We start from the raw sequence: 24145 nt of genomic DNA, 5'->3' as shown, positions 1-24145 counted from the left end.
TTAACTAGTTGCGATAATCCGTTCAAAGCATGTTGCGCACTCTTAATGACATATGAGAGTGCGCAACATGCCTTTTTAGCACCATCACTGTGCAGCCCATCCTAAGAGCAGGGCTACTGCCTATTTATTATCCATATCTAAGCATCTGACTCTATTGAACAAATACTATTCAATAGCCATTTGGCAAGCTCCTTGCTTGAAACAACGCAAGGTTTTAATCAGCTGGCAGCCAACGGCGGCGGCCACGCGTTAAACAACGCTACCGGGCAACGACGCCCCTGACCTTGCTCCCCTGTTCGCAGGAGGCGCATGTGTCAGGGGCGTTTTTGTTTGGCGCTCAAGCAGCCGCAACGACACAGAGGAGTCACCTATGGAAACCGCTTCCCGGTGCTCACCTAATGATCATCTCGTCATAATCGGTAACGGCATGGCCAGCCACCGTCTGGTGGAAGCCCTGGTCAACCAGCCGCAACGCCCCAGGGCGATTACCGTGATCGGGGCAGAGCCGACGCCTGCCTACAACCGCATCCTGCTGTCGCCGCTGCTGGCGGGCGACATGCGGCACGATGCACTCACCCTGCGCGATGCTGCCTGGTACGCCGACAACGACGTGACGCTTCGCCTTGGCGAACAGGTAGAGGCCATCGATCGTGGGAAACGCCTTCTGACCACCGACCGTGGACATGCCATTCACTACGACCGACTGGTGCTGGCCACCGGCTCGCGCCCGGCGCTGCCCAACGTGCCCGGCATCAAGCTTGGCGGTGTCCACGGCTTTCGCGACCTCGACGATGCCGCCGAGCTGGAGGCAATCGCCAAGCGCGGCGGCCATGCGCTGGTCATTGGCGGTGGCCTACTGGGCCTGGAAGCCGCTGAAGGGCTGCGCAAGCGCGGCAACGAGCTGAACGTCAGCGTGCTCCAGCGCAGCGATCGCTTGATGAATCGCCAGCTCGATGCCACCGCCGCCGATCTACTCAAAGACGCGCTGACAAAGCGCGGGCTGAACATTGTTACCCAAGCACAGCTCGCAAGGCTCGAAGGCGACGCCAACGGCCAGGTATGCGCCGCGGTGCTCAAGGATGGGCGCCGCCTGCCCACCGATAGCGTCATCATCGCCGCGGGCATTACGCCCAACGCCGACATCGGGCGCAACGCCGGCCTCACCACCGAGCGGGCCGTGATGGTCGATGCCTTCCTGACGACCTCAGACCCGGCGATTTATGCCCTCGGCGAATGCTGCCAGTTTGAGCAGCATACCTATGGCCTGGTCGAGCCCATTTGGCATCAGGTCGAGGTATTGGCCGCAACTCTCAGCGGTGAACCCACCAACGGCTACCGCGAAGTGCCCACGGCCACCAAGCTCAAGGTAAGCGGCGTCGCGCTTTATGCGTTTGGCCCCACCGACCCGGGACCCGAGCACGACGAACTGCGTTACCAGGACCCGCAAAGCGGCGACTACCGCCGCCTGCTGCTACGCGATGGGCGCCTCGAAGGCGCCGTGCTGTACGGCGATACCCGCCACGGCCCGTGGTATTTCGAGCAGGCCTTGGCTGGCACCGACCTGAGCGCCTCTCGCCAGGCGCTGCTTTTTGGCGCCGCTGACGCAGAAGTGCTCAAGGATCAGCAGAACGACACACCCCATTTATCGACCTCAGAGGCGGCATAATGATGTCTTCCAAGACTCCCGAACAGCTTATTATTATTGGTAACGGCATGGTCGGCCACCACCTGGTCGAACAGCTGGTCGACAACGGTGCCCTCGAGCGTTATCAGGTCACCGTGTTTGGCGAAGAGCGCCACCGGGCCTACGACAGGGTGCATCTTTCTGAATACTTCAGCGGCCGCGATGCCGATTCGCTGGCACTTTGCGAGGCGGATTACTACGCCACCAGCGGCGTGGAACTGCACACCAGCGAAGCCGTCATCGAGATCGACCGCAGCGCGCAGGAAGTGGTCACCGACCAGGGCCGCTACCGTTACGACAAGCTAGTGCTGGCCACCGGTTCCTATCCCTTTGTGCCGCCGATTCCCGGCAACGACCGCGACGGCTGCCTGGTGTATCGCACCCTGGATGATCTTGACGACATTCGTGCGGCGGCGGAAAACGCCACCAACGGCGTGGTGGTCGGCGGCGGGCTGCTGGGTCTGGAAGCGGCCAACGCCTTGCGCGGACTGAACCTGGATACCGCCGTGGTGGAGTTTGCCTCTCGCCTGATGCCCATGCAGGTGGATAACGAAGGCGGCGAGCTGCTGCGCGAAAAAATCGAAGCGCTGGGTGTGCAGGTACTCACCGAGCGCGCCACCCAGCGAATCGAGGACGGCGACAACAGCCATCACCGCATGGTCTTCCAGGACGACAAGGTGCTGGAAACCGACCTGATCGTGTTTTCCGCGGGTATCCGCCCCCGCGACCAGTTGGCCCGCGAATGCGACCTGGAAATAGGCGAGCGCGGCGGCGTGGTGGTCGATGACCAGTGCCGCACCAGCGATCCCGCCATCCTGGCGATCGGTGAAGTCGCCCTATGGAACCAGAGCATTTTCGGCCTGGTTGCCCCGGGCTATCAGATGGCCAAGGCGGCGCTCGCCACGCTGACCGACGGCGATACCCGCTTTAGCGGCGCCGACATGAGCACCAAGCTCAAACTGCTCGGCGTGGATGTGGGCTCGATTGGCGACGCCCACGGCAACCAGAACCCGGGGGCAAGGATGTTCCGCTACCTCGACCCGCTCACCCAGGTGTACCGCAAGATGGTGGTATCCAGCGACGGCAAGAAGCTCCTGGGCGCCATGCTGGTGGGCGATAACGCCGCCTACGACACCCTGCTGCAGTATTACGCCAACGGTATTGAGCTGCCCGACGAACCCGCCTCGCTGATTCTGCCGCAAAGCAGTGGCGCCGCGCCCACGCTCGGCCCTGGTGCACTGCCGGAAACCGCCACCATCTGCTCGTGCCACAACGTCACCAAGGGCGATATTTGTGCCACCATCGATGACGGCGCCGTCGACCTCGGCGGTGTCAAAGACGTCACCAAAGCCAGTACCGGCTGTGGTGGTTGCACCGCACTGCTCAAAAGCGTGGTGGACCACGAGCTTGAAGCCCGCGGTGTCGAAGTCGACAAATCGATTTGCGAGCACTTCGCCCATACCCGCCAGGGGCTTTACGACATCGTGCGCGTCGAGGGTATCAAGACCTTCAGCGAGCTGATCGACAAGCACGGCAACGACGATACCCATCGCCTGGGCTGCGATATCTGCAAACCCGCGGTGGCTTCGATTCTCGCTTCCTGCTTCAACGAGCCGATCACCGACGCCGCCCACGTGCCGCTGCAGGACACCAACGACACCTTCATGGCCAACATGCAGAAAAACGGCACTTACTCGGTGGTGCCGCGTGTCGCCGGTGGTGAAATCACCCCTGATAAGCTGATCGTGCTCGGCGAAGTCGCCAAGAAATACGGCCTCTATTCCAAAGTCACCGGCGGTCAGCGCATCGACCTGTTCGGCGCGCGCCTGGAAGACCTGCCGGATATCTGGGGCGAGCTGATCGAAGCCGGCTTTGAGACCGGCCACGCTTACGGCAAGTCGCTGCGCACCGTGAAGTCCTGCGTGGGCAGCACCTGGTGTCGTTACGGCGTGCAGGACAGCGTCGGCATGGCGATCCAGCTGGAAAATCGCTACAAGGGCCTGCGCTCACCGCACAAGATCAAGTTTGGCGTATCTGGCTGCACCCGCGAGTGTGCCGAGGCGCAAAGCAAGGATATCGGCATTATCGCCACGGAAAATGGCTGGAACCTGTATGTCTGCGGCAACGGCGGCATGCGCCCGCGTCACGCCGAACTGTTCGCCACCGATCTGGACGACGAGCAGCTGTACCGCACCATTGACCGCTTCCTGATGTTCTACGTGCGTACCGCTGACCGTCTCCAGCGTACCTCGGTATGGCGTGAAAACCTCGACGGCGGCCTCGACTACCTCAAGGAAGTCATCCTGGACGATAGCCTGGGCATCAACGACGAGCTGGAGCGTCAGATGCAGACCGTGGTGGATACCTACCAGTGCGAATGGGCGGATGCCATTAGCGACCCAGAGAAGCTCAAGCGCTTCAGAAGCTTCGTCAACGACGACCGCCCCGACCCGTCGATCATCATGACCAGTGAGCGCGGCCAGCTTCGTCCCGCTTGATCGACGCGTTGACTGACTCTGAATAAAAACGAGGTACCTCATGACCGCAACGGCAATGAAAAAAGCGATGGACACTGTGGATTCCGAAAACACTATGACGTGGCAAAAAGTCTGCACCCGAGCCGATCTGGTGGCGTTCTCCGGCGTGGCCGCCTGGCTTGAAACCCCAGACGGCGCCGCCCAGGTGGCGATCTTTTATCTTCCCGACCAGGGAAATGAGCTTTTCGCGCTGGATCATCACGATCCTTTTTCCAACGCCAACGTGATTGCCCGGGGGATTGTGGGCGACCTTAAGGGCGCGGCGGTGGTCGCCTCGCCCATCTACAAGCAGCATTTCCGCCTGGAAGATGGACAATGCCTGGAGGATGAGGCCATCAAGCTGCGTACCTGGAAGATCGAGTTCAAAGGTGAGGAAGTATGGATTGAGGGGTAGTGCCATCCCCCTCGTTAACGCGCGCTGCTGTTATACTGTCGCTTTTATCAAGCTCACAGGGCAGTGGCGTCATGAAAACCGAGTCTCGTACCTTAGCCTTTTCCGCCTTCATGGCATTGCTGATCGGCTGTGCAGGCATTGCCGCCACACTGGCCTCCAATTCCCAGGCGATTCTGCTGGATGGATTGTTCAACCTGATCTATTTCGGCGTGGCGCTGGTCACCATCAAGGTCAGCCGCCTTGCCACCCGCCCGGATAGCGAGTCGTACCCGTTCGGCTACAGCTACTTCGAGTCGCTGGTCAACCTGTGCAAGGGACTGTTGATCTTTGGCGTGTCGATATTCGCCCTGGTGGATGCCATTGCGGCGTTGCTGACGGGCGGACGCGCTATTGCGGCAGGTATCGCCATCGCTTACGCCCTCTTTGCGACCGCCGCGTGTTCACTGACGGCCTGGGTCATGCGCCGCAGTCTGCGCTCGGTCAGCAGCCCGCTGGTGGAAGCCGACAAAGCGAACTGGGTCGTCAACAGCGTTATTTCAGCATCGGTCCTGGCTGCTTTTTGCCTGGTGCTGATCTTCGAAAAGCTCAATTGGCAAAGCGTACTCACTTATATCGACCCGCTGCTGGTCATTGCCGTGGTTGTCTTGTGCATGGGGGTACCGGTGCGCATGGCCTCCCAGGCATTGAAGGAACTGCTCAACAAGACGCCAGAAGAAGCCCTTGCAGAGCCAGTTCATCAGGCCGTCGGGCGTGCACTGGCGGATATCGAGACTCAAGAAGTGCGCGTGCGCATGGTACGCCCCGGTCGCCTGCTGTATGTCATTGTGCACGTGGTATTACCCACTACCCCTGACATTTCCATTGCGGCCCAGGACAAGCTGCGAGCGAAAGTCGATGAAGAAGTCAGGCGTTACTATTCCCCCGTGGTTTGCGACGTGGTGTTCACCGCCGACACACGCTGGGCGGCGCCATCCTGTGGGCTGCTGGTTGAACCCCATCATTAAACAGGGCGGCCTAGCCGCCCTGATGTATGCTGATCGCCTTTCCTTTTTATGGTCAGGACTTTGTCTCTTTTACCGGCCATACATCGTCATCGACCAGCTCGGGGCGTTTGAGCACCGAGGGATGAAAGATCGGCTCTTTGATGCCCTCCCGGCGTTGGCGCTCGTAGTCTTTGAGCACCGACACGGCGATGGGCCCCATGATCAGGATGGCAAACAGGTTGGTGGTGGCCATCAGCCCCATCGCCAGGTCGGCGAAGTCCCATACCACGCTGAGCTCGGCCACTGAACCAATGAGCACCATGGCGATGATGACAACTTTAAAGACGGTGACCGCTTTTTGCGCATGACGGCGGAACAGGTACTCGATATTCACCGCAGAAAACGAAAAGTTGGCCAGAATCGAGGTGAAAGCGAAGAAGAAGATGGCCACGGCGATAAAGATTTCCCCGAAGCCACCCAGGTGATCGACCATGGCGTCCTGGGTAAGCTGAATACCTTCGATGCTATCCCCCGCTGATTCAGACAGTAGCCGTTCGTACACGCCGGAAAGCAGGATCACGACCGCCGTACAGCTGCAGATCACGATGGTATCGACAAACACCCCGAACGATTGAACCAGCCCCTGGGCGGCAGGGTGTTTGACCGTGGCCTGGGCAGCGGCGTTGGGCGTCGACCCCATACCGGCTTCGTTGGAAAACAGACCGCGCTTGATGCCGTTTTCCATCGCTGCCTTGATCGCATAGCCCGCGGCGCCACCCACGGCAGGACCAAACCCGAAGGCGCTCATCACAATCAGCGAGAGCATATCCGGCACAGCGGAGAGGTTGGCAAACAGAATCCACAGCGCGACCAGCAGATAGGCAATCGCCATGACGGGGACGATTTTCTCAGCGGTACGCGCTACGGACTTGAGCCCGCCATAAATCACCAGGCCCGCCAGGACCGCAATAACGACCCCGGTTAACCAATTGGGTACGCCAAAGGCGCCATTCATGCCCTGGGCTATGGTGTTGGACTGGGCAGCGTTGAATGCCAGGCCATAGGCAATAATCAAAAATACCGCAAAGAGCGACCCCAGCCAGCGCCATCCCAGGCAGCGTTCGATATAGTAGGCAGGCCCGCCGCGAAATACGCCATCTTCATTACGGTGTTTGTAAACCTGGGCCAGCGTGGATTCGATGAAAGCGGTTGCGAAGCCCACCAGCGCCGTCACCCACATCCAGAAAATCGCCCCCGGGCCGCCAATCCATAACGCCAGCGCCACACCGGCAAGGTTGCCGGTACCAATACGCGCCGCCATTGATGTAGCAAAGGCCTGAAAACCGCTCACCCCTTCGCCGGCGCCCCGGGCCGTTACCGTGACGCGGGCCATATGGCCGAACATACGAAACTGCATGCCTCGGGTGATGATCGTGAACCACACACCGGCGCCCAACAGCAGGTACACCAGAATATAGCTCCAGATAAAGTCGCTGACCGGCATCATGACGGCATAAAGGCCATCACGCAGCGGGCCGAGTACCGATTCGAGAATTTCCATGGCCATGCTCTCCAGATTGCTGAATAACGGCGGGAAGTGCCTTGCCCCGCAAGCGAGCGGTAGTCTAAATTCGCGCTCTTATTCGAGTCTAGTCAGTTTTTATTCTTGTCGCATCGTGGTCATTGCCGAGACTTACAGGCCCACTACCCAATCTGACTTAAACAGCGGCGGGCTGAACTCATCAGGATAGCCGCCAGGATTGGCAATAATTCTTGTGCCCTCGCGGCACATATCGACTGGCTCATGGACATGGCCGTGTACCCATAAATGCATTTTGCCCATTAGCTGTGGAAGATGAGATGCAAATGCAGGCGAAAGCGTATCGCCTGTGTACTGGTCAGGGATGCATTCACGCATTGGGGCATGGTGGCTAACCACGACCTTGGGGCCGTCAAACTGATCGTCGAGTGACGCTGTCAGCCAGTTCAAGGCCTCTTGGTGCAGCGCTTTACTTGCCCCGGGGGTCATGATGGTACCGGGATGTGATTCGACAATACGAAAATCAGGCATATAGCGCTTCGCTTTTGTGACCGTGTCTTCTGGATTACGTGTCGGGTTGTCAGCGTAAAGGGCAAAGTCTGTCCATAGCGTTGTGCCGTAAAAACGCACCCCATTGAGGGTGACGGCACGATTGTCCAGAAGCTCAATATCGAGCCGTTCGGCTTCGAGCGCCAGCTCTTCACGCAATAATGGCAGGCAAGTCCCGTAAAACTCATGGTTGCCGGGTACATAGATAATCGGCGTGTCAGGAAAGCGCTGCCGGGCCCAGGCCAAGCCTTCACACTGGCGATGGATATCTCCGGCCAGCACGACGACATCGGCCTCAACATCAGGCAATTCTCGGTGACCGTCAAAAAACTCCAGATGAAGGTCCGATAAAATTCGCAACCGCATCCATTTTCTCCTTTCTTTAATCAAGGCAAAACCCAACACCGCCCGATCCCTAATGGCGGTGCCAATACGACCGTTTGAAAATACTTTGCTGCAGTGCAGCAAAGTCGCTATACTGACGTTGTAGTCCGAATAGGAGGGCCACACATGTCTATATCCAATGTATTCTCGACGCGGGATAGCGAAGTACTCAATTTCTGGACACAGCGCGCATATTGGCAACGCGCCGCCAGTGATGCCCTCGCGGATTATTGCGAGTCATTGACTTATTCCTTGCCCCGTTAGACCAAAAGAGAATAATCGAAGCCGAGCTTATGCTCGGCTTTTTCATCTTGTGAAAAGCTTTTCCATCCAATGACATAGCCTGTTTAAGCCAGAATTGTAAGAATATGCTTACACACGTAAGCCAAAAGACTACGTTTTAAGTACTAGATTGCGGGTAAAAAAGTCCTTAATATCGTTTTTCCGCTAACCATGTTGCGATACAGCAGGCGGCTATTTCTGTAACACCACATTTCCACTCGCCACTCAGGAGTCAACCCCATGCCGTTATCACTCAACGGGGCCAACGTTGATGTTCTCGACGTATGGGCCTCGCGCGCCGAGAAACAGCGCGCTGCGGTAGATGCCATCGCGGCTTACCTAAGCTAGTGACGAACGCCTCTTGATGAGGCGTTTTTTATAAGTCCAATAGATCTGAGCTGTCGGTATCGGTCAACTGCGCCAGGAAAGCTTCCTGCAGGATATACATGCGTTTTACGTCGCGGTATTTGCCATTGATAAAAAACTCCTGCACCAGATGCCCTTCCTCCACAAAGCCGCTCTGCTGATACAGGTGGATCGCCTTAATGTTTTCCACTGCCACGATCAGAAATATCTTGTGTAAATTCAGGATGGTAAAGGAATAATGCAACGCTTGGTGAATCAAGGTCCGAGCAAAGCCTTGGCCCTGATAGTCCGGCGCAATAATGATCTGAAACTCCGCGCTACGGTGAATATAATTAATTTCAATTAACTCGACCAGGCCAATGGCGTTGCCCCTACTGTCCTCGGCAACGAAACGCCGCTCGGCATTGTCATGGATATGCTTGTTGTACAGTTCCTCCAGCTCATCAAAGGACTCATAAGGCTCTTCAAACCAGTACGACATGATGCTCTGGTTGTTATTGAGCTGGTGAACGAAACGCAGGTCGTTGCGCTCCAGGGCACGGAGCTTAAGGTCGGGTGCTGCCATTATTAACGCCTTATCCAAGTCTTTACGCTAGCGTAGCGCTTTTCGCGCTTGTACGGCATGCAGTATGCTCAAGAAAATGTTGTCGTCATTAATCCCGCCGCTCAGGAGATGCCCATGATTGATCTACGCAGTGACACGGTAACCCGCCCCTCCTCTGCCATGAAAGACGCCATGATGGCCGCCCCTGTGGGTGACGATGTGTGGGGCGATGACCCGACGGTCAACGCATTTCAAGCCAATCTGGCCGAGCAGGCAGGTAAAGAAGCCGCGTTGCTGTTTCCCAGTGGCACACAAAGCAACCTGGTGGCGCTCATGGCCCACTGCGAGCGCGGCGATGAGTACATCGTTGGGCAGTCGGCCCATACTTATCGCTACGAAGGCGGCGGTGCAGCGGTCTTGGGCAGCATTCAGCCACAGCCCATTGAGAACGCAGCCGATGGTTCGCTGCCGCTGCAGAAAATCAGCGCTGCCATCAAAGCCGACGATTTTCACTTTGCACGCACCAAGCTACTGGCGCTGGAAAACACCATTGGCGGCAAAGTGCTGCCTGCCGACTACGTATTGAAGGCCACCGAACTGGCACGCGAGCGCGGCCTGGCAACGCATCTGGACGGTGCACGGCTATTCAATGCTGCTGTTGCCACCGAGACCTCGCTCAAGCAACTGTGCCTACCGTTTGACAGCGTGTCGCTATGCTTTTCAAAAGGCATGGGCACCCCTATTGGCTCGGCCCTGGTGGGTTCGCAAGCACTGATCGACCGCGCACGGCGCTGGCGTAAAGTGGTGGGTGGCGGCATGCGCCAGTCAGGCATTATCGCCGCTGCCTGTCAGTATGCGTTGGATCATCACATGGCGGACTTAGCCGACGATCACCGCCGTGCAGCGCGCCTGGCAGAAGGTTTGGCGAGGTTGCCGGGCGTCGAGATTACCTCCCAGGCAACTAACATGGTATTCGCGCACTTTCCCGACGAACACGTTCAGCCGCTCTCCGCCTGGCTCAAAGAGCACGGCATTTTGATTGAACTACTCTACGCCACGCGCCTCGTCGCACACCGCGATATCAGCGATGAAGATATCGACAAGGTTACCGCAGTGATGGAGGCCTATTTTAGTCGCCACGGATGACTAGCTGGCGTTAAGCGCAAGATGCACGGCAATCCCAGCCATCATCAAACCAATCAGGCCATCGATAGTGCGCCACGCAATGGGCTTTGAAAGCCAAGGCGACAGTGCGGCACCGCCCCAGGCCAGCAAGCTAAACCACAGTATGGAGGCGGTGGAGGCCCCCGCCACAAAAACCCCGGCGCTCTCCTGCTGAGCGCCAATGGCAGGGATCAGCAGCAGCGTGTCCAGGTACACCTGAGGGTTGAGCACTGTGACGGCAAGGGTCGCGAAAATCACTTTGGTTAAACTGCGCGCCTTGCCCGCTTCCGCGTTCAGCCCCTGCCGCCCGCTAACGGCTCTAAACAGTGCCTGGGCCGCCAGCCAGCTTAAAAACACCACACCCACCCAGCGCATGACCTCCATAGCGCTGGGCATCGTCAGCAGGAAGGCGCTCACCCCAAACATCCCCGCCGTGAGCAGAATAATATCCGCGCTTATACACAGTCCTGCCGACCACCAGTGGTACTCACGACGAATCGCCAGCCCCAGAATATAGGCGTTCTGCGCCCCAATCGCCATGATAATACCGCCGCACACCACCAGCCCGGTGATATAACTTTCCCACATTGCCCTGCTCCCATTGCCGGAATTAGCGTCGTGTTGATAAATCCTGGCACTAAGGTAACGGGCAGCACTGATAACTAAAAATCATCCTGCTAATGGGGTATTAGTTTTTCTTATTTAAAAAAATTCCTCAGAGACGGCCTGAACCAGCCAATGGTGGAACTGATTTTAGCCATTACGATTTCACTCATTCACCCTCGCCACCGCATCGCGGCTGGCCGCTTCCCGCTGCTCACCGGTGAGTTCGACCAAATGCCCCTGGCGCATTTCCAGCAGGCGGTCGGCCTGGTCGAAGTAATGATCATCGTGGCTGATGACCACCAGTGTCTTGCCGAGTGCCCTTAGTTGGGGGAGTAGTTCACGGTAGAACACCCGCCGGAATTGCGGGTCCTGGTCGGCGGCCCACTCGTCGAGCAGCAAGAGGTCGCGCTGTTCAGCGACCGCCAGCAGCATTGCCAGGCGCTTACGCTGCCCCTGGGAGAGGTTGGCATTGGTGACTCGATCGCCGTCAAAATCGAGCTTGCTGTGCATGCCCAGTGCTGCCAGCCACTCTTCCATTAGCGCCGGGTCGGGTGACTCGCCCGCCGGGCCGATCAAGCGGTCAAACAGGTGCAGATCGGTGTAGATAGCCGAGATGTGCTGACGATAGGTTGTCCAGTCTTCCTCCTGAAGCGGCCTGCCATCGACCCTTATACAGCCGCTTTGGGGCTGATAGAGCCCGGTCAGAAGCCTGGCCAGGGTCGACTTGCCGCTGCCGTTACCGCCGATCAGAAATAGCACCTCGCCGCGTTTTAACGTCAGATCAATAGGACCAATGGCAAAACCCGGCCGCGCCTCTTCCGCGGGGTATCGATAGGTGATCTGATCCAGCGCCAGCGTTTGCCACTCATGACGATGGGTAGAATGCTCGAACGGTTCATGGTGTTCAGCCAGATCGAGGGCGCTGATTTTTTCGAACGCCACCCGGGCATTGATCAGCGGCGGAAAGGCGCCAATGGCCTGAATCAGCGGCGCGCGCAGAAATAGCAGCGTGAGCGAGAAGGTGGTCGCCACCTGCGCCGACGACCAGCCGAGGCCATTGGCCAGGAAGAACACCACGCCGATGGCGCCCAGCATCATGATGTTGAACCAGTTCACCGCGCTGAGATGGTAGGTATCGCCGCGAATGATATGGTGGCGATACGCTTCGGCGTTGGGGGTGTAAACGTCACGGTACAGCCACTCGGCGCGGTCGCGATTGAGCGCCAGTTCTTTGCGCCCTTCGATCACCGACTGGTAGTCCTCATAGAGGCGGTCTTCAGCATCGCGCAGCTTGGCCATGTGCCGATAGACCTTCGCTACCAGGCGCATGCCCACCAGAATCGTCAAGATCACCCAGAGCGCCGTCACGGCCAGCATGGCAGGGGCGAGCCAGGCCAGGTAAAGGGTCACGCCCGCCGTCAGCACCCCGCCCTGCACCAACTCCGGCAGGCGCACGAAGGCCACAGTGATATAGCGCACGTCACTGGATAAGCTGGCCAGCAACCGTGCACTGCCAATCTGTTCGATACGCTCGATATCGGTATCCAGAATGCGCTTGATCAGCTGCCCCCGCAGCCTATAGACGAAGTGGTGCCCCAGGGTGGTCAAGGCTAATTGCGAGGCCAGGGTGATCGCCAGCAACAACGCCACCAGCGCCAGAAACTCAGGCAGGATTCGCCAGGGATCAGCGAAGGTGCCTAGCATCCGTTCATTGATATAGGCAATGACCCCGATGCCAAGGCCAGCGCTGACCAGGCTGAGCACCACCACAGCCACGAAGGGCCAGCGGTAATCACGCCAGACAATCCTCAACAACTCCATGAATAGGGCTCCTTGGCGATTCGGGGGTTAGCGCCGACGCTTGGTCGGCTTGTTTTCAGGTTTGAGTGGGCAGCCGCCACACAGGGGTTCGCCGGGCAGCCTGTATTTGATGCAACACAGGCGCCTCACCCTGGACGGCGTCTCAGCGCCCAGTTCAAGATAACGTACCGGCTGGTAGAGCGGATTGCGCCGCCCATCAGGGAGCGTCCTGGTGTCGAGATAATCCAGCAGCGGCTCACCCGCGCCAGTAAATTCCGGGTGCCGGGAGCAGGTCTTCCCTACAAACTCCACATAGTGGCCAAGGTTGCTCCAGAACACCTTTTCAGACAGCCCGGAGACCAAAGCCAGCGCTTCAATGAGCGGTGCACAGTGGTCATCGAATAGGCGGCTGAATCGCGCTTGGGGCGCTTTGGACGCCAATGTCACGCCCCCGTGGGGCAACCAGATACGCGCGGTTTGGCCCTTATCGCCAAGCGCCAGCCGCAACGCATCCCCACCCACCGGTAAGTCGTAACCCAATAACAGATTGGCCACCAGCGTCGGGATCGAGACACTGCTGAAATGAAACTTCGACCAGATCGACGCAATGGCTTTGGGGTCAGCATGGTCACCGTGGCTGCGGCCATAGCGCGCCAGTTGCTCACTCAAGAAACCTCGATCCAGCAACGCAGAGGCTGCCAGCGTCGGCTCATCAGGCGAACCAAACGCCGGGGCCTTCATGCTATCCAGCGGCGGCTGGCGGTAAAGCGCCAACAGCGCCTCCGCTGGATCCGCCGCTGCCAAAAGCTCACTCGGTTTGATCGCCATGTTATTCATAGCCGCCTCAGCCCCCACATAAAGTAAGCCCCGCCAATCAAGGAGGCGACCAAGCCGGCCGGTATCTCATACGGGAAAATGATTTGGCGCCCCACCCAGTCCGCCAGCACCATCAATAGCATGCCGATCAGCGCAGCCCCCAGCAGATGCTGCCCTGCCCGGGAGAAGCCGACCAGGCGCGCCATATGCGGCGCCAGCAGGCCAATAAATGAAAGCGGCCCTACCACCAGGGTGGCGCAGGCGGTGAGTAGCGCCACCAGTACCAGCAACGCCAAACGGGCGCGGTTGAGGTTGACCCCCAATGCCCGCGCGGTGGGTGCCCCCAAAGGCAGGATATCCAGCCAGCGGGTCAACGGCAGCGTCACCAGCGCCAGCGCGGCAGCGATTACGCCGACGATCACCGCATTGGTGATATCCACATAGTAGGTAGAGCCCGCCAGCCAGGCGATCACCTGCTGGCCACGTGGATCGCCACCCGCCAGCATCACGCTGCGCACCGCATCAAACAACGCACTGACCGCCACCCCGGTGAGCAGCAAACGCTCCGGGAGATAACCACTCTTGCGGTTAATGCCCACCAACACCAGCAGCGTCGCAAAAGCCCCCAGGGTACCCACGCCAATCAGCATCATATTGGTGGGCGCAGGCAGAAGGAAGATGCCCAGAATCAGCGCAATGGCACAGCCCCCGCTGATACCCAGCACTTCGGGGCTGGCCATAGGGTTGGCGGAAAGGCGCTGGAGAATCGTCCCGGCAGTCGCCAACATTAAGCCACTGGCGGCGGCCGCCATCACCCGGGGCACGCGCCACTGCATGACGTTCCAGTTATCAGGCGACAGCAAATACCAGCCATCAACTCCCTGTCCAACCAACAGACCAAGCAGCGTAGCCCCCAGAAGCGCGAGGATTAAAGCGGTGGCCAAGCGGGTAGGTGCGGGGTGGCGATGGGCGAAAACACCCGCCCCTTTCGGCGGCTGGTCGCCCTGCAGCTTCAGGCGTGGAATCAGCCACATTAACAGCGGCGCCCCTAGGGCACCGGTAATTGCACCCGTCGGCACAAAGGCCGCCACCATCCCACCGAACTGCTGCAGCAGCAGATCCGTGGTAGCCAGCAGCACGGCCCCCAATAGCGTCGACCAGAGCAGCCGCGGTCCCAGGCGCCGCGCACCAGCCATGCGCACGATATTGGGCGCTGCCAAACCGATAAAACCGATGATGCCTACCACGCTGACAATGCTGCCGGTAATGAATACGGCCAACCCCATGCCCGCAAAGCGCAGATAGGCAAGCGATACCCCCAGGCTCTTGGCGCTGGCATCGTCAAGCTCCAGCACCGCCAGAGGGCGCAGCAGGAACCAGGCGGCGACACAGCTAATCGCCAGCCGCGGCCAGAGGGTGGCAACGCCGTCCCAGCCGTTTTGCGCCAGAGAACCCGCCCCCCAGATCAGCAGCCCCGAGAGCGCCTCGTGGTTGAACAGCAGTAGCGCCGTAGACAGCGCCCCCAAGTACAGATTGACCACCAAACCCGCCAGCACCACCACGATCGGCGCCAGCCCGCGCCGCCAGGAGAGCAGGAAAACCAGCCCCACTGCCAGCGCGCCGCCTAACAAAGCCACCCATTCGCGGCCAGCCACCAGCAGGCCCGGCGCCAGCAAGGTGGCCGCCATCAACGCCAAATTAGCGCCCGACGCCACTCCCAGAGTAGTGGGCGACGCCAAGGGGTTGCGCAGCACCTGCTGCATGAGCACGCCTGCCAGCCCCAAGCCGCCCCCGGCCAGCAGCGCGATCGAGAGGCGCGGCCACCAAGCATAGTGAAGCAGCAGCTCATCAACGTTCTCGAAGGAAGGCGCCACTAATGCCTGTAGCCCTATCGTAATTCCCCCTTGGCCCTGCAGGCCCAGCCAAAATAGCACCGCCATCGGCAGGCTAAGCAACAGGCAGGCTTTCGCGGGCGACATGCCTCCCACCCGATGGGCAACTTGCGAGGCGCCTAGCATAGTGGACACCCTCTTGTGAACACCGAACAGCTCGCCACGCGGGGCATAATAGGCAACAGCGTCATTGTCTAAGCCTTAATCGTTCAGGAGGTTAATGATTAAATTATTGACAACGATTCTAAATGATAATAATTAGCACTACAATTGACTCCTTATATAAAAAGGAGGCATCACAATGGCAACCAAACCGAGCTACCGGCTTTTTGATATCACCCTCGCCCGGCGCACCCAAGTCAGCGCCTCATTAGTCAGGTTTACTTTCACTGGCCCGGAAGTCAGCCAAATGGCGACCTACGCCCCGGATCAGCGCGTCAAGCTGTTCTTCCCCGAAGGCGGTGGCAGTCTCGACCCGCTGTTTGAGATCGCCAAGCTGGAAGAGCACGACTGGTACGGTGCCTACCGCGCACTGCCGGACGCCCAGCGCCCCTCTGCGCGCACCTACACCATCCGAGCCCTTCGCCCAGAGAAGGCTGAGGTGGACATCGAATTTGTACTCCACGGCGACAATGGCCCCGCGTCGCGCTGGGCAATGCGCGCCCGTCCCGGTGACCGACTCGCCATGACGGCCCCCGACGCCAATGCGGAAGGCCCCAAACTGGGCTTTGAGTGGAAGCCACCCCAGAACGTGCGCCGAATCCTGATTATCGCCGATGAGACCGCCCTCCCCGCGGCGGCTGGCATCCTGGAAACCCTCGATGACCTGCCGCTCAAACCCAGGGCCGAAGCGCTGTTCGAAGTGCCCCGCAGCGACGATGTCCAGCCGCTGCCCCAGGTCGCCAAGCTGAACTGGCTGGCCCGCGACGCTGAGCCCGACTGCCAACACGGTGAGCTGCTGATGAGAGCGTTGCGTGATATCGATTTGCATACGGAAATTCAAGCACTAGGCGGCACGCCTGCTAACACCACTACCAGCGCCACGACCAACGACGAAAGCGACGATGAGGACGGCCCGCTCTGGGAATCCGCCACCCTGGACGATAGCGCGCCCTTCTACGCCTGGATTGCGGCTGAAACCAAGGTCGCCATGGAGCTGCGTCGCTACTTGGTTAACGAGTGTGGGCTACCCAAAAAGTACGTCACCAGCATGGGCTACTGGCGCAAGGACAAAGCCAATGGATAAAGGTGCAGTAAACGGCACAGCGCTCAGCAGTGATCACACAAGCAAGCCAGTTCAAGCGACCATTGGCTGGCGAGACAGCCCCAGCCACTACGGACGCATAAGCCGTACACTGCACTGGCTGACCGCCGCGCTGGTCACGCTGCAATTTACCGTGTTGCTGGCCTGGCGAGGGATGGGCGAAAACGCTATCACGCTCTTTTTGGCGAGCATCGGGCCTCATGGCTCCTTGGGTTTTATGCTCCTGATCGTAACCCTGACGCGACTTGGCTGGGCATGGGTCAACCGCAAGCAGCGTCCTCCGCAGCCGCCTGGATGGGGTGGTCGCATGGCGCGCCTTGTACATATCGCCTTTTATGGGCTGCTGATTTGGCTACCCGCTTTTGCCATTCTGCGTCAGTACGGGCGTGGCGGGGCGCTGCGCTTTTACGGTATGGAGCTACTGCCCGAAGTCGAGCGCGACATCACCTGGATGACCGCCCCCGCCGCTCTTCTCCACGGCCCACTCTCGTGGCTGCTGTGTGGGTTGGTCATCGGCCATATCTCGATGGCGCTGATTCACAGGTTCTGGCTCAAGGACAAGGTATTGGCGCGGATGGTGTCAAGTGGCCACTGAGGGTGCCACCTCCACCTCAGCGTCAGCCGACTGCTCTGGTGCCAACAGCTTGCCGCTTTCCAGCCGCACCAATCGATCCGCGAGTTGGAAGTAGCGGTCATCGTGAGTAATCACCAGCACCGCCTTGCCCATGCGCTTCAGCTCGGGCAATACCTCACAATAGAACACCTCTTTGAATAACGGATCCTGATCCGCCGCCCACTCGTCAAACACCAGGAAAGGACGATCTTCCAGGTAAGCTACTACCAAGGCCAAGCGCTTACGCTGCCCCTGGGAAAGCGACTGGGTAGTAAAGGCACCGTTCTCAACCCGCACCTTGTGCTGCAGGTGCAGCTTGGCCAGCAGGCGGTTGCCTTCTTCGTCGAGATCTTCCCGCGGCGCTTCCAGCAGGCGCTCGAAAAGATGGAAGTCTGAAAAGACGACCGAGAAGAGCTGCCGGTAAGCATCCCAGCCATCCGCTTCGACCCGCTCTCCATTGAGCAATACCTCGCCACCTTCAGGCGAATAAAGCCCCACCAACACTTTGGCAAGCGTCGTCTTGCCGCTACCGTTGCCCCCCACCAGAAACACCACTTCGCCTGGCGTAAAGCTCAGATTGATCGGCCCCAGTTCAAAGACGTCATCGCTCTGCTCGTGGTAGTACTGATGGGTGACGTCGCGTAACTCAAGACGCTGCAAAGCAGGTACCCGAGGTGACGCCTGCCGCTCCTGCCCCTGGGGCATCTCTCGTGTGATGTCATCGATGCGGCTAGCGGCAACCCGCGCCATATTGATCCGCGGAATATTGATCAGTAAGCCTTCCAGGGGCGTCACCATATACACAAAGACCAGGGCAAAGCCGGTCATGACCTGGGTTTGATTAGGCCCATTGCCCGCCAATACAAACAGCACCAGGCCAATAAAGGCGTACATCAGGAACTGCCCCCAACTGGTCGAGATCACAAACAGCGACATGCCATGGGTACGCAGCCGCCGCACGCCTTCAACCGACGCTCCCAGTACCTGATTAATGAACGTGTGGCGCTTGTCCTGATGCAGGCGAAGCTCTTTCGCCCCATCGGTCAGCGCGCGGAAATGCCCAAATAAGCGATCCTGCTCTGAGGACGCAGTCTGGAGGTAGCGAATAGCGCGTAAGTGCACCAGGTGATAGCCAACAGCGCCCAAGCCAATCACTCCCAGGGCAAACAAGAACACCTGCCATGACAGCATTGCCAAGTAGCCCAAACACCCCACCACAATGACCGTATTGGTCAAAATCACCGGCAAGCTAACGAACAGTACCGCCACATTGTTGCTGTGCTCGGTCAGCGCCGACTGGATCCGCGCACTGCCCACACGCTCGAAGTGAGCAAAGGGGGTCTTGGCTACACACTGGGCGACAAAACTGCGTAACTCGGCCAGAGCACGCTGCCCTAATCGTTCGAAGAGTACCGTCGACACCATGCGACATGCCATCAACGCCACAGCGATCCCCGCAAAGGCCCAAGCCGCACTGGCGCGACTGGCGGTATCGCTGGTTAACGCCGTATTGATCTGGGCGATCAGCATTACGCTGAAAAGCCCCGCGAGAATACTGGCCAGCGCAGCGGCGGTCATCAGCCCGCGGGTTCGACGAATCAGATAGACAAGCACGTTCACCTCGTTGGAAAGCAATTAGAAAGCGACACCTATAGATACAGACGAATCGCCACCCCAGAAAATTAGCCAACATTTATGTAAACAACCCTCATTCTCATTCGTCTTTAGATAAGGAAGTCAGTAATACCGCCTTTTTGTTGATATTTGATAGGAGCCTAGCGGTGTCCCGTTCTGTCCAGGCACAACCCCAGGTACACGCACCTTCCGAAAGCCACACGGTGGCCTCGCTGCTCTCACACCCCGAGGGCTACACCTATCAAGTCATTGGTGATACCTCCACGCAGTCGCTGATCGTAAAGGGTGATCACGAACGTCTTGAATGGTCATTAGTGGACGATAGCAACACCTTGACGCTGCGCTGGCCGCAGCGCTCGGCGCCACCGCTTCCGGCATTGCTTGCCGCTATCGAGGGGGCTTTTGCCGTTTACCCTGGCAGTGTTGCGCTACGCCTTCAGCTACCTAGTGCTTTGCACACCAAGCTGTGTGCCACTGGCGTCGCGGTGAGAGATAGCCACGGAGCGCTGTGGGCCCATGCGGAGCTCTTTTGGCAGTTACCGACGCTTTGGCTTACCCCACCACCCACGCGCCCTTACCCGCAGCAGCCCATCCTGGAGAATGGAAAACGACACCCACGCCGCCCGCCGCGCCCTACTGGAACGGTGTATCAGCGCCATATTGCCTGGCTGGATGCCACCCTGAGTTTTCGCGTCCTTGACCTGGAACAGGATCTGGAGCGCTTCAACCGCTGGATGAACGACCCGGTCGTCGCCCATTTCTGGGAAGAACAGGGGGATTTGGCGCAGCATCGCGAGCGGCTGGAAAGCACGCTCCAGAATCCCAGCGTGGTACCGCTGATCGGCTGTATCGACGGTGAGCCCTTCGGGTATTTCGAGACTTACTGGGCCAAGGAAGACCGCATCGGCGCTTATTACGATGCCGATGATTTTGACCGCGGCTGGCACGTGCTGATCGGCGAAGCCGCTTTTCGCGGGCGGCCCTATGTCGCTGCCTGGATGCCCTCTATCTCGCACTATTTATTCCTGGATGACTGCCGCACCCAGCGCCTGGTGATCGAGCCCCGCGTGGATAACGCCAAGATGCTGCGCAACCTTGCCCAGTGCGGGTATGCCCATGTGAAGGCGTTCGATTTCCCCCATAAGCGGGCCATGCTCGGCATGCAGCTACGCGAACACTTTTTTAACGAGCGCAGCTGGATTCCGCTGCCGCCCCACCCTGGGTCAGCGCCACGACCCGACCCGCGCTTCACCCCATAAATACATCAGCCACGAGGACGCTTATGCATATTCACGATTTGATCGGCATCGGCTTCGGCCCTTCCAATATTGCCCTGGCCATTGCGCTCGACGAGCAACGCCAGTCAGGGCAAGCACGGGATGCCTTCTTTATTGAGCGCCAGCCCTGCTTTGCCTGGCACCCGCATATGCTGCTGGACAATGCCCATATGCAGATATCTTTCCTGAAAGATCTGGTCACGCCACGCAACCCCAAAAGCCGCTTCAGCTTTCTCAACTATCTTCACAGCAAAGGCCGCCTGCAGGACTTCATCAACCTGCAGACCTTCTTCCCCAGTCGCCACGAGTTCAATGACTACCTAAGCTGGACGGCCAGCCACTTTGAACACCAGTGCGCCTATGGAGAAGATGTGTTTGAAGTACTGCCCGAAACGGATAACGACGAGGTCGACTACCTCCGCGTTCGCTCCTGGGATGAGAATGGCAAGGTGCAGGAAAGGCTCACCCGTTCACTGGTGATCAGCGTAGGCGGCGCGCCCAATGTGCCCGAATGCTTCGCCGGGCTAAAAGACGACCCACGGGTCTTCCACTCCAGCCACTACCTTCGTGAGCTGGCCAAGCAAGACGCCCCCAAACGCATTGCGGTGATCGGTGCTGGCCAAAGCGCCGCGGAGATATTCCTGGATCTGCACGGCCGCGAAGGCATTGAGGTAGATCTGATTAGCCGGGCATGGGCCTTTAAACCCTCGGACGATAGCCCCTTCGTCAACGAGATTTTCAACCCCGAATACACCGACTACGTGTTCAATAACCCCACCGGCCAGCGGGAAGCGCTGTTGCAGGAGTACAAAAGCACCAACTACTCCGCCCCGGATCTCGCGCTAATTCAGGAGATTTACGATGTGTTCTATCAACAAAAAGTAACGGGCCAGGCCCGCCACCGATTCCGCCGGCGCCATGAGGTTATTGACAGCGAAGCAACTACCGAAGGCGTTGAGCTCAACGTGCGAGACCTGGAGACGGGCCATACGGATATCACCCGTTACGACGCCGTGGTGCTCGCCACCGGCTATGTACGCGACACCTATAAACAGCTACTGGCCCCCGTCGCGGACTACCTGCCTGATTTTGCCGTCAACCGCCACTATCAGCTTTACACCAAGCCTGAGTTCAAACCGGCTATTTTCCTGCAGGGAGGTTGCGAGCCCACCCATGGCTTGAGCGACACCCTGCTGTCGATTTTAGCGGCGCGGACAAGCGAAATCTGCGATGCATTAGATCAGACAACCGCCTTGTCTGCCTCATCCCCCTGTAAGCAAGAAGTTCCCGCGCCATAGTGGCCAACCCCGGTGTTCACAAGTGTTGACATCGGGTTACAGCTATTCATAATACAAACAATAACAATTAGTATTTACAAAAATTAATATCAACTCATTGCAAGGAGAACATTCATGCAACATCCCACTTTCCGCAAGCGGTGGCTAACGGCCGCCATTGCTGTGGCTGCCTGCAGTTATTCGGCAGCTGCGTTTGCACAAAATGCTGAGCAGAGCTCATCACCAGGTAGTGAACCCTCAACCACACTACCAACAGTCAAAGTAACCGAAAGTCGCATCTATGAAGAGGCTACAGGGCCGGTAGATGGCTATGTGGCTACGCGCAGCGCCACAGGCACTAAAACCGATACGCCCCTTAATGAGGTGCCACAATCGATTTCTGTAATCACCCGCGATGAAGTTGAGGCTCGTAACGCTCAATCTATCGGCGATGCCTTGAGTTACACTGCAGGCGTTGATGGTAAGGCTAACGGGCCAGATCCAAGACGGGATTTTATTTCTATACGTGGTTTTAGTGCTACAGAGCTTTTCTATCGCGATGGCTTAAGGCTCACTGCGTTTAATAATCAGGGGCGAACCGTCTCAGAGCCTTATGGCCTTGAGCGCATTGAAGTCCTGAGAGGCCCTTCCTCAGTCCTTTATGGACAAGGGGGGCCTGGCGGGCTTGTCAATCTAGTTAGTAAAAAACCCACCGACACCCCTCAAGGCGAGGTGCGTTTGTCAACAGGGAGTTATGATCGGAAACAAATCGCAACAGATGTCAGCGACTATTTAGATGAGCAGGGAAATCTAAAATATCGTTTTGTTGGCTTGCTAAGAGATGCAAATGCCGAGGTAGATTTTAATAAGAATGATCGCACCTATCTCGCACCTAGCATCTCCTGGACGCCAGATGACAAAACCTCTCTTACGTTACTTGCAGAATATAAGGAGCTGGATACCGTTGGTTCTTATTATGCGCTACCTCGTGTAGGTACGTTGGATAACAATCCTAACGGTGAAATTCCTCGTTCACGTTTTATGGGTGAGCCTAGCACTGACGAATTTGAACAAAACTACTTTTCAGTAGCAAGCCTATTCGAACATGAACTTAATAACACCGTAACAATTCGACAAAACACACGTTACCGGGAAGCAGACACAGATATTGTTAATATTTATCCTGGACAAATAATGGATGACTTACGGACATTACCCCGGTTTGGCTTAGGGCGCGACGAAAAGGTTGATGCCATTACAACCGACACTCAATTAGAGTTTGATGTTAATACTTATGACATCGAACATACTATACTTGTTGGGTTAGATTGGCAAAAAGCCAACAACGACATAACTTACTTGTCAGTCCAAGACGTTGCGCCTTTGGACGTTTTTAATCCCACTTATGGCACTACGAACCCGAAAGTTTCAGAGTCAGCTAGTGTTGAGCAAGAGCTAGAACAAACGGGCTTATACCTTCAAGATCAAATCAAAATAGACGAACGCTGGGCTTTGACACTTGCCGGCCGCCATGACTGGAGCAGCCAAGTTAATCGCAACAGGACTGACGATACAGAAGAAGAAGCATCTGATAACGAATTTACTTATCGAGCAGGACTCGCTTACACTGCCGATAATGGGATAACACCTTACATTGGTTACTCGACATCATTCTTACCTGTCGTAGACCAAGCTGCCGATGGTTCTGCTTTTGAGCCAGAAACAGCCCAGCAATACGAGGCTGGTATAAAATACCTCTCGAACGATGGCAATCTTTCTATTATCGGCTCAATTTTTGACCTCACGCGTCAGAATGTGACAACAGCTGATTTAGATAACCCTGGCTTTAGTAAACAGACTGGAGAATGGAATTCCAGAGGCCTGGAGCTAGAGGCGAGAGCAAGCCTATCGTCTGGCGTTGACTTGGTTGCAAGCTATACTCACCTAGATCTTGAGGTCACCGAAAGCAACAGCGGTAATCAAGGAAAAACGCCAACTGGCCAACCTGAAAACATGGCTAACTTATGGGCGAATTATAACGTTAACAGTGGAACTTTTAATGGTTTAGGACTTGGAGCCGGCGTACGCTACATGGGCTCAAGTTTCTACGATAGTGCTAATGAAAACTCACTTCCATCTACAACACTGTTTGATGCAGCGTTGAGCTATGACTTCTCAAAAATCGATGCCAGTTTTGAAGGTTGGCATGCGCAAATTAATGCTAACAACATTACAGACAAAGAGTACGTCAGTAATTGTGGCCTCTTCGGAGACTCCTGCCGATATGGTACGGGAAGAAATGTTATAGCAACAGTTTCCTACGATTGGTGACCCCCAACCAACGAGCCCCGAAAGTTGTATTTTCGGGGTTTTTTTACACCGAAAATTTGAAATATGGCCATGCGTAAAAAACGCTTTTTGTTATTACTTGTTATATTATTTTCTTCAAATAGCTCTTTAGGGAGACTCTGAATAAGTCTCCGAAATCAGCGATAATACGGCCATCGTCAACTGCCTAGGATTCATTACCGCATGGAT

The 24145-nt window shown here is 57.4% G+C and carries 19 protein-coding genes; 11 read left to right on the top strand and 8 right to left on the bottom strand.

Annotated elements, in window-relative coordinates; genetic code table 11:
* The first annotated feature begins 370 nt into the window (after window positions 1–370).
* The 4 genes from R3F64_RS15235 to R3F64_RS15220 all read left to right on the top strand — a co-directional run bounded on the left by R3F64_RS15235 (window position 371) and on the right by R3F64_RS15220 (window position 5619).
* Window positions 371–1666 carry an NAD(P)/FAD-dependent oxidoreductase gene (locus tag R3F64_RS15235; RefSeq protein WP_332612394.1) on the top strand — a complete coding sequence of 432 codons (1296 nt, stop codon included), beginning with the start codon at window positions 371–373 and terminating at the stop codon, window positions 1664–1666.
* Window positions 1666–4182 carry a nitrite reductase large subunit NirB gene (gene nirB / locus R3F64_RS15230; protein WP_332612393.1) on the top strand — a complete coding sequence of 839 codons (2517 nt, stop codon included), beginning with the start codon at window positions 1666–1668 and terminating at the stop codon, window positions 4180–4182. The genes R3F64_RS15235 and nirB overlap by 1 nt, the downstream gene beginning before the upstream one ends.
* Window positions 4183–4222: 40 nt before the next feature.
* Window positions 4223–4615 carry a nitrite reductase small subunit NirD gene (gene nirD / locus R3F64_RS15225; RefSeq protein WP_332612391.1) on the top strand — a complete coding sequence of 131 codons (393 nt, stop codon included), beginning with the start codon at window positions 4223–4225 and terminating at the stop codon, window positions 4613–4615.
* 71 nt (window positions 4616–4686) lie between these two features.
* Entirely contained in the window at window positions 4687–5619 is a 933-nt protein-coding gene (locus R3F64_RS15220; protein ID WP_199283806.1) for a cation diffusion facilitator family transporter, read from the top strand.
* 52 nt (window positions 5620–5671) lie between these two features.
* On the opposite strand, the gene R3F64_RS15215 is transcribed toward R3F64_RS15220, so the two are convergent.
* Together R3F64_RS15215 and R3F64_RS15210 are read right to left on the bottom strand one after the other, a co-directional pair.
* Window positions 5672–7159: an alanine/glycine:cation symporter family protein gene (locus R3F64_RS15215; RefSeq protein WP_199283807.1), complete on the bottom strand. Its 1488-nt coding sequence runs from the start codon at window positions 7157–7159 to the stop codon at window positions 5672–5674.
* Between the two features lie 132 nt (window positions 7160–7291).
* Window positions 7292–8053, bottom strand: coding sequence for a metallophosphoesterase (locus R3F64_RS15210; protein ID WP_085918210.1), 762 nt, complete (start codon window positions 8051–8053; stop codon window positions 7292–7294).
* Between the two features lie 144 nt (window positions 8054–8197).
* On the opposite strand from R3F64_RS15210, the gene R3F64_RS15205 reads away from it, so the two are divergent.
* Window positions 8198–8335, top strand: coding sequence for a hypothetical protein (locus R3F64_RS15205; RefSeq protein WP_156524473.1), 138 nt, complete (start codon window positions 8198–8200; stop codon window positions 8333–8335).
* Window positions 8336–8729: 394 nt separating this feature from the next.
* On the opposite strand, the gene speG is transcribed toward R3F64_RS15205, so the two are convergent.
* Entirely contained in the window at window positions 8730–9284 is a 555-nt protein-coding gene (gene speG / locus R3F64_RS15200) for a spermidine N1-acetyltransferase (RefSeq protein WP_199283809.1), read from the bottom strand.
* Between the two features lie 114 nt (window positions 9285–9398).
* On the opposite strand from speG, the gene ltaE reads away from it, so the two are divergent.
* Entirely contained in the window at window positions 9399–10409 is a 1011-nt protein-coding gene (gene ltaE, locus R3F64_RS15195) for a low-specificity L-threonine aldolase (protein WP_264823519.1), read from the top strand.
* Here the strand turns inward: ltaE and R3F64_RS15190 are convergent, their stop codons facing one another.
* The 4 genes from R3F64_RS15190 to fhuB all read right to left on the bottom strand — a co-directional run bounded on the left by R3F64_RS15190 (window position 10410) and on the right by fhuB (window position 15667).
* Entirely contained in the window at window positions 10410–11015 is a 606-nt protein-coding gene (locus R3F64_RS15190; protein ID WP_085918212.1) for a LysE/ArgO family amino acid transporter, read from the bottom strand.
* Window positions 11016–11195: 180 nt separating this feature from the next.
* Entirely contained in the window at window positions 11196–12854 is a 1659-nt protein-coding gene (locus tag R3F64_RS15185) for a multidrug ABC transporter permease/ATP-binding protein (protein WP_332612387.1), read from the bottom strand.
* Window positions 12855–12881: 27 nt separating this feature from the next.
* Entirely contained in the window at window positions 12882–13661 is a 780-nt protein-coding gene (gene fhuF, locus R3F64_RS15180) for a siderophore-iron reductase FhuF (protein WP_332612385.1), read from the bottom strand.
* A gap of 5 nt (window positions 13662–13666) precedes the next feature.
* Window positions 13667–15667 (bottom strand): Fe(3+)-hydroxamate ABC transporter permease FhuB, encoded by a 2001-nt coding sequence (gene fhuB, locus R3F64_RS15175; RefSeq protein ID WP_085918215.1) that lies wholly within the window; start codon window positions 15665–15667, stop codon window positions 13667–13669.
* Between the two features lie 175 nt (window positions 15668–15842).
* Here fhuB and R3F64_RS15170 point away from each other — a divergent pair, with 175 nt between their 5' ends.
* Together R3F64_RS15170 and R3F64_RS15165 are read left to right on the top strand one after the other, a co-directional pair.
* Window positions 15843–16787: a siderophore-interacting protein gene (locus R3F64_RS15170; RefSeq protein WP_332612383.1), complete on the top strand. Its 945-nt coding sequence runs from the start codon at window positions 15843–15845 to the stop codon at window positions 16785–16787.
* Window positions 16780–17400 (top strand): cytochrome b, encoded by a 621-nt coding sequence (locus R3F64_RS15165; protein WP_085918217.1) that lies wholly within the window; start codon window positions 16780–16782, stop codon window positions 17398–17400. Before R3F64_RS15170 ends, R3F64_RS15165 begins: the two co-directional genes overlap by 8 nt.
* On the opposite strand, the gene R3F64_RS15160 is transcribed toward R3F64_RS15165, so the two are convergent.
* Complete coding sequence (locus R3F64_RS15160) at window positions 17386–19032, bottom strand: cyclic peptide export ABC transporter (protein ID WP_332612380.1); 1647 nt, start codon at window positions 19030–19032, stop codon at window positions 17386–17388. The genes R3F64_RS15165 and R3F64_RS15160 overlap by 15 nt on opposite strands.
* A 167-nt stretch (window positions 19033–19199) precedes the next feature.
* On the opposite strand from R3F64_RS15160, the gene R3F64_RS15155 reads away from it, so the two are divergent.
* The 3 genes from R3F64_RS15155 to R3F64_RS15145 all read left to right on the top strand — a co-directional run bounded on the left by R3F64_RS15155 (window position 19200) and on the right by R3F64_RS15145 (window position 23938).
* Window positions 19200–20312: a GNAT family N-acetyltransferase gene (locus R3F64_RS15155; RefSeq protein ID WP_332612378.1), complete on the top strand. Its 1113-nt coding sequence runs from the start codon at window positions 19200–19202 to the stop codon at window positions 20310–20312.
* Window positions 20313–20335: 23 nt separating this feature from the next.
* Complete coding sequence (locus R3F64_RS15150) at window positions 20336–21628, top strand: lysine N(6)-hydroxylase/L-ornithine N(5)-oxygenase family protein (RefSeq protein WP_332612376.1); 1293 nt, start codon at window positions 20336–20338, stop codon at window positions 21626–21628.
* A gap of 114 nt (window positions 21629–21742) precedes the next feature.
* On the top strand, window positions 21743–23938 hold the full coding sequence (locus R3F64_RS15145; protein WP_332612374.1) for a TonB-dependent siderophore receptor: 2196 nt from the start codon (window positions 21743–21745) through the stop codon (window positions 23936–23938).
* The last annotated feature ends 207 nt before the right edge of the window (window positions 23939–24145 follow it).

The sequence above is a fragment of the Halomonas sp. 5021 genome (genome assembly GCF_036663435.1).
Classification (GTDB): domain Bacteria; phylum Pseudomonadota; class Gammaproteobacteria; order Pseudomonadales; family Halomonadaceae; genus Vreelandella; species Vreelandella janggokensis.
The sequence above is the reverse complement of the archived record's forward strand: the minus strand, read 5'-3'. Positions and strand labels throughout refer to the sequence as shown.

Excerpts from the sequence above, each read along its gene's own strand:
- R3F64_RS15235 (WP_332612394.1), top strand. The coding sequence starts at position 371 with ATGGAAACCGCTTCCCGGTGCTCACCTAATGATCATCTCGTCATAATC.
- nirB (WP_332612393.1), top strand. The coding sequence starts at position 1,666 with ATGATGTCTTCCAAGACTCCCGAACAGCTTATTATTATTGGTAACGGC.
- nirD (WP_332612391.1), top strand. The coding sequence starts at position 4,223 with ATGACCGCAACGGCAATGAAAAAAGCGATGGACACTGTGGATTCCGAA.
- R3F64_RS15220 (WP_199283806.1), top strand. The coding sequence starts at position 4,687 with ATGAAAACCGAGTCTCGTACCTTAGCCTTTTCCGCCTTCATGGCATTG.
- R3F64_RS15215 (WP_199283807.1), bottom strand. The coding sequence starts at position 7,159 with ATGGAAATTCTCGAATCGGTACTCGGCCCGCTGCGTGATGGCCTTTAT.
- R3F64_RS15210 (WP_085918210.1), bottom strand. The coding sequence starts at position 8,053 with ATGCGGTTGCGAATTTTATCGGACCTTCATCTGGAGTTTTTTGACGGT.
- R3F64_RS15205 (WP_156524473.1), top strand. The coding sequence starts at position 8,198 with ATGTCTATATCCAATGTATTCTCGACGCGGGATAGCGAAGTACTCAAT.
- speG (WP_199283809.1), bottom strand. The coding sequence starts at position 9,284 with ATGGCAGCACCCGACCTTAAGCTCCGTGCCCTGGAGCGCAACGACCTG.
- ltaE (WP_264823519.1), top strand. The coding sequence starts at position 9,399 with ATGATTGATCTACGCAGTGACACGGTAACCCGCCCCTCCTCTGCCATG.
- R3F64_RS15190 (WP_085918212.1), bottom strand. The coding sequence starts at position 11,015 with ATGTGGGAAAGTTATATCACCGGGCTGGTGGTGTGCGGCGGTATTATC.
- R3F64_RS15185 (WP_332612387.1), bottom strand. The coding sequence starts at position 12,854 with ATGGAGTTGTTGAGGATTGTCTGGCGTGATTACCGCTGGCCCTTCGTG.
- fhuF (WP_332612385.1), bottom strand. The coding sequence starts at position 13,661 with ATGGCGATCAAACCGAGTGAGCTTTTGGCAGCGGCGGATCCAGCGGAG.
- fhuB (WP_085918215.1), bottom strand. The coding sequence starts at position 15,667 with ATGCTAGGCGCCTCGCAAGTTGCCCATCGGGTGGGAGGCATGTCGCCC.
- R3F64_RS15170 (WP_332612383.1), top strand. The coding sequence starts at position 15,843 with ATGGCAACCAAACCGAGCTACCGGCTTTTTGATATCACCCTCGCCCGG.
- R3F64_RS15165 (WP_085918217.1), top strand. The coding sequence starts at position 16,780 with ATGGATAAAGGTGCAGTAAACGGCACAGCGCTCAGCAGTGATCACACA.
- R3F64_RS15150 (WP_332612376.1), top strand. The coding sequence starts at position 20,336 with ATGCATATTCACGATTTGATCGGCATCGGCTTCGGCCCTTCCAATATT.
- R3F64_RS15145 (WP_332612374.1), top strand. The coding sequence starts at position 21,743 with ATGCAACATCCCACTTTCCGCAAGCGGTGGCTAACGGCCGCCATTGCT.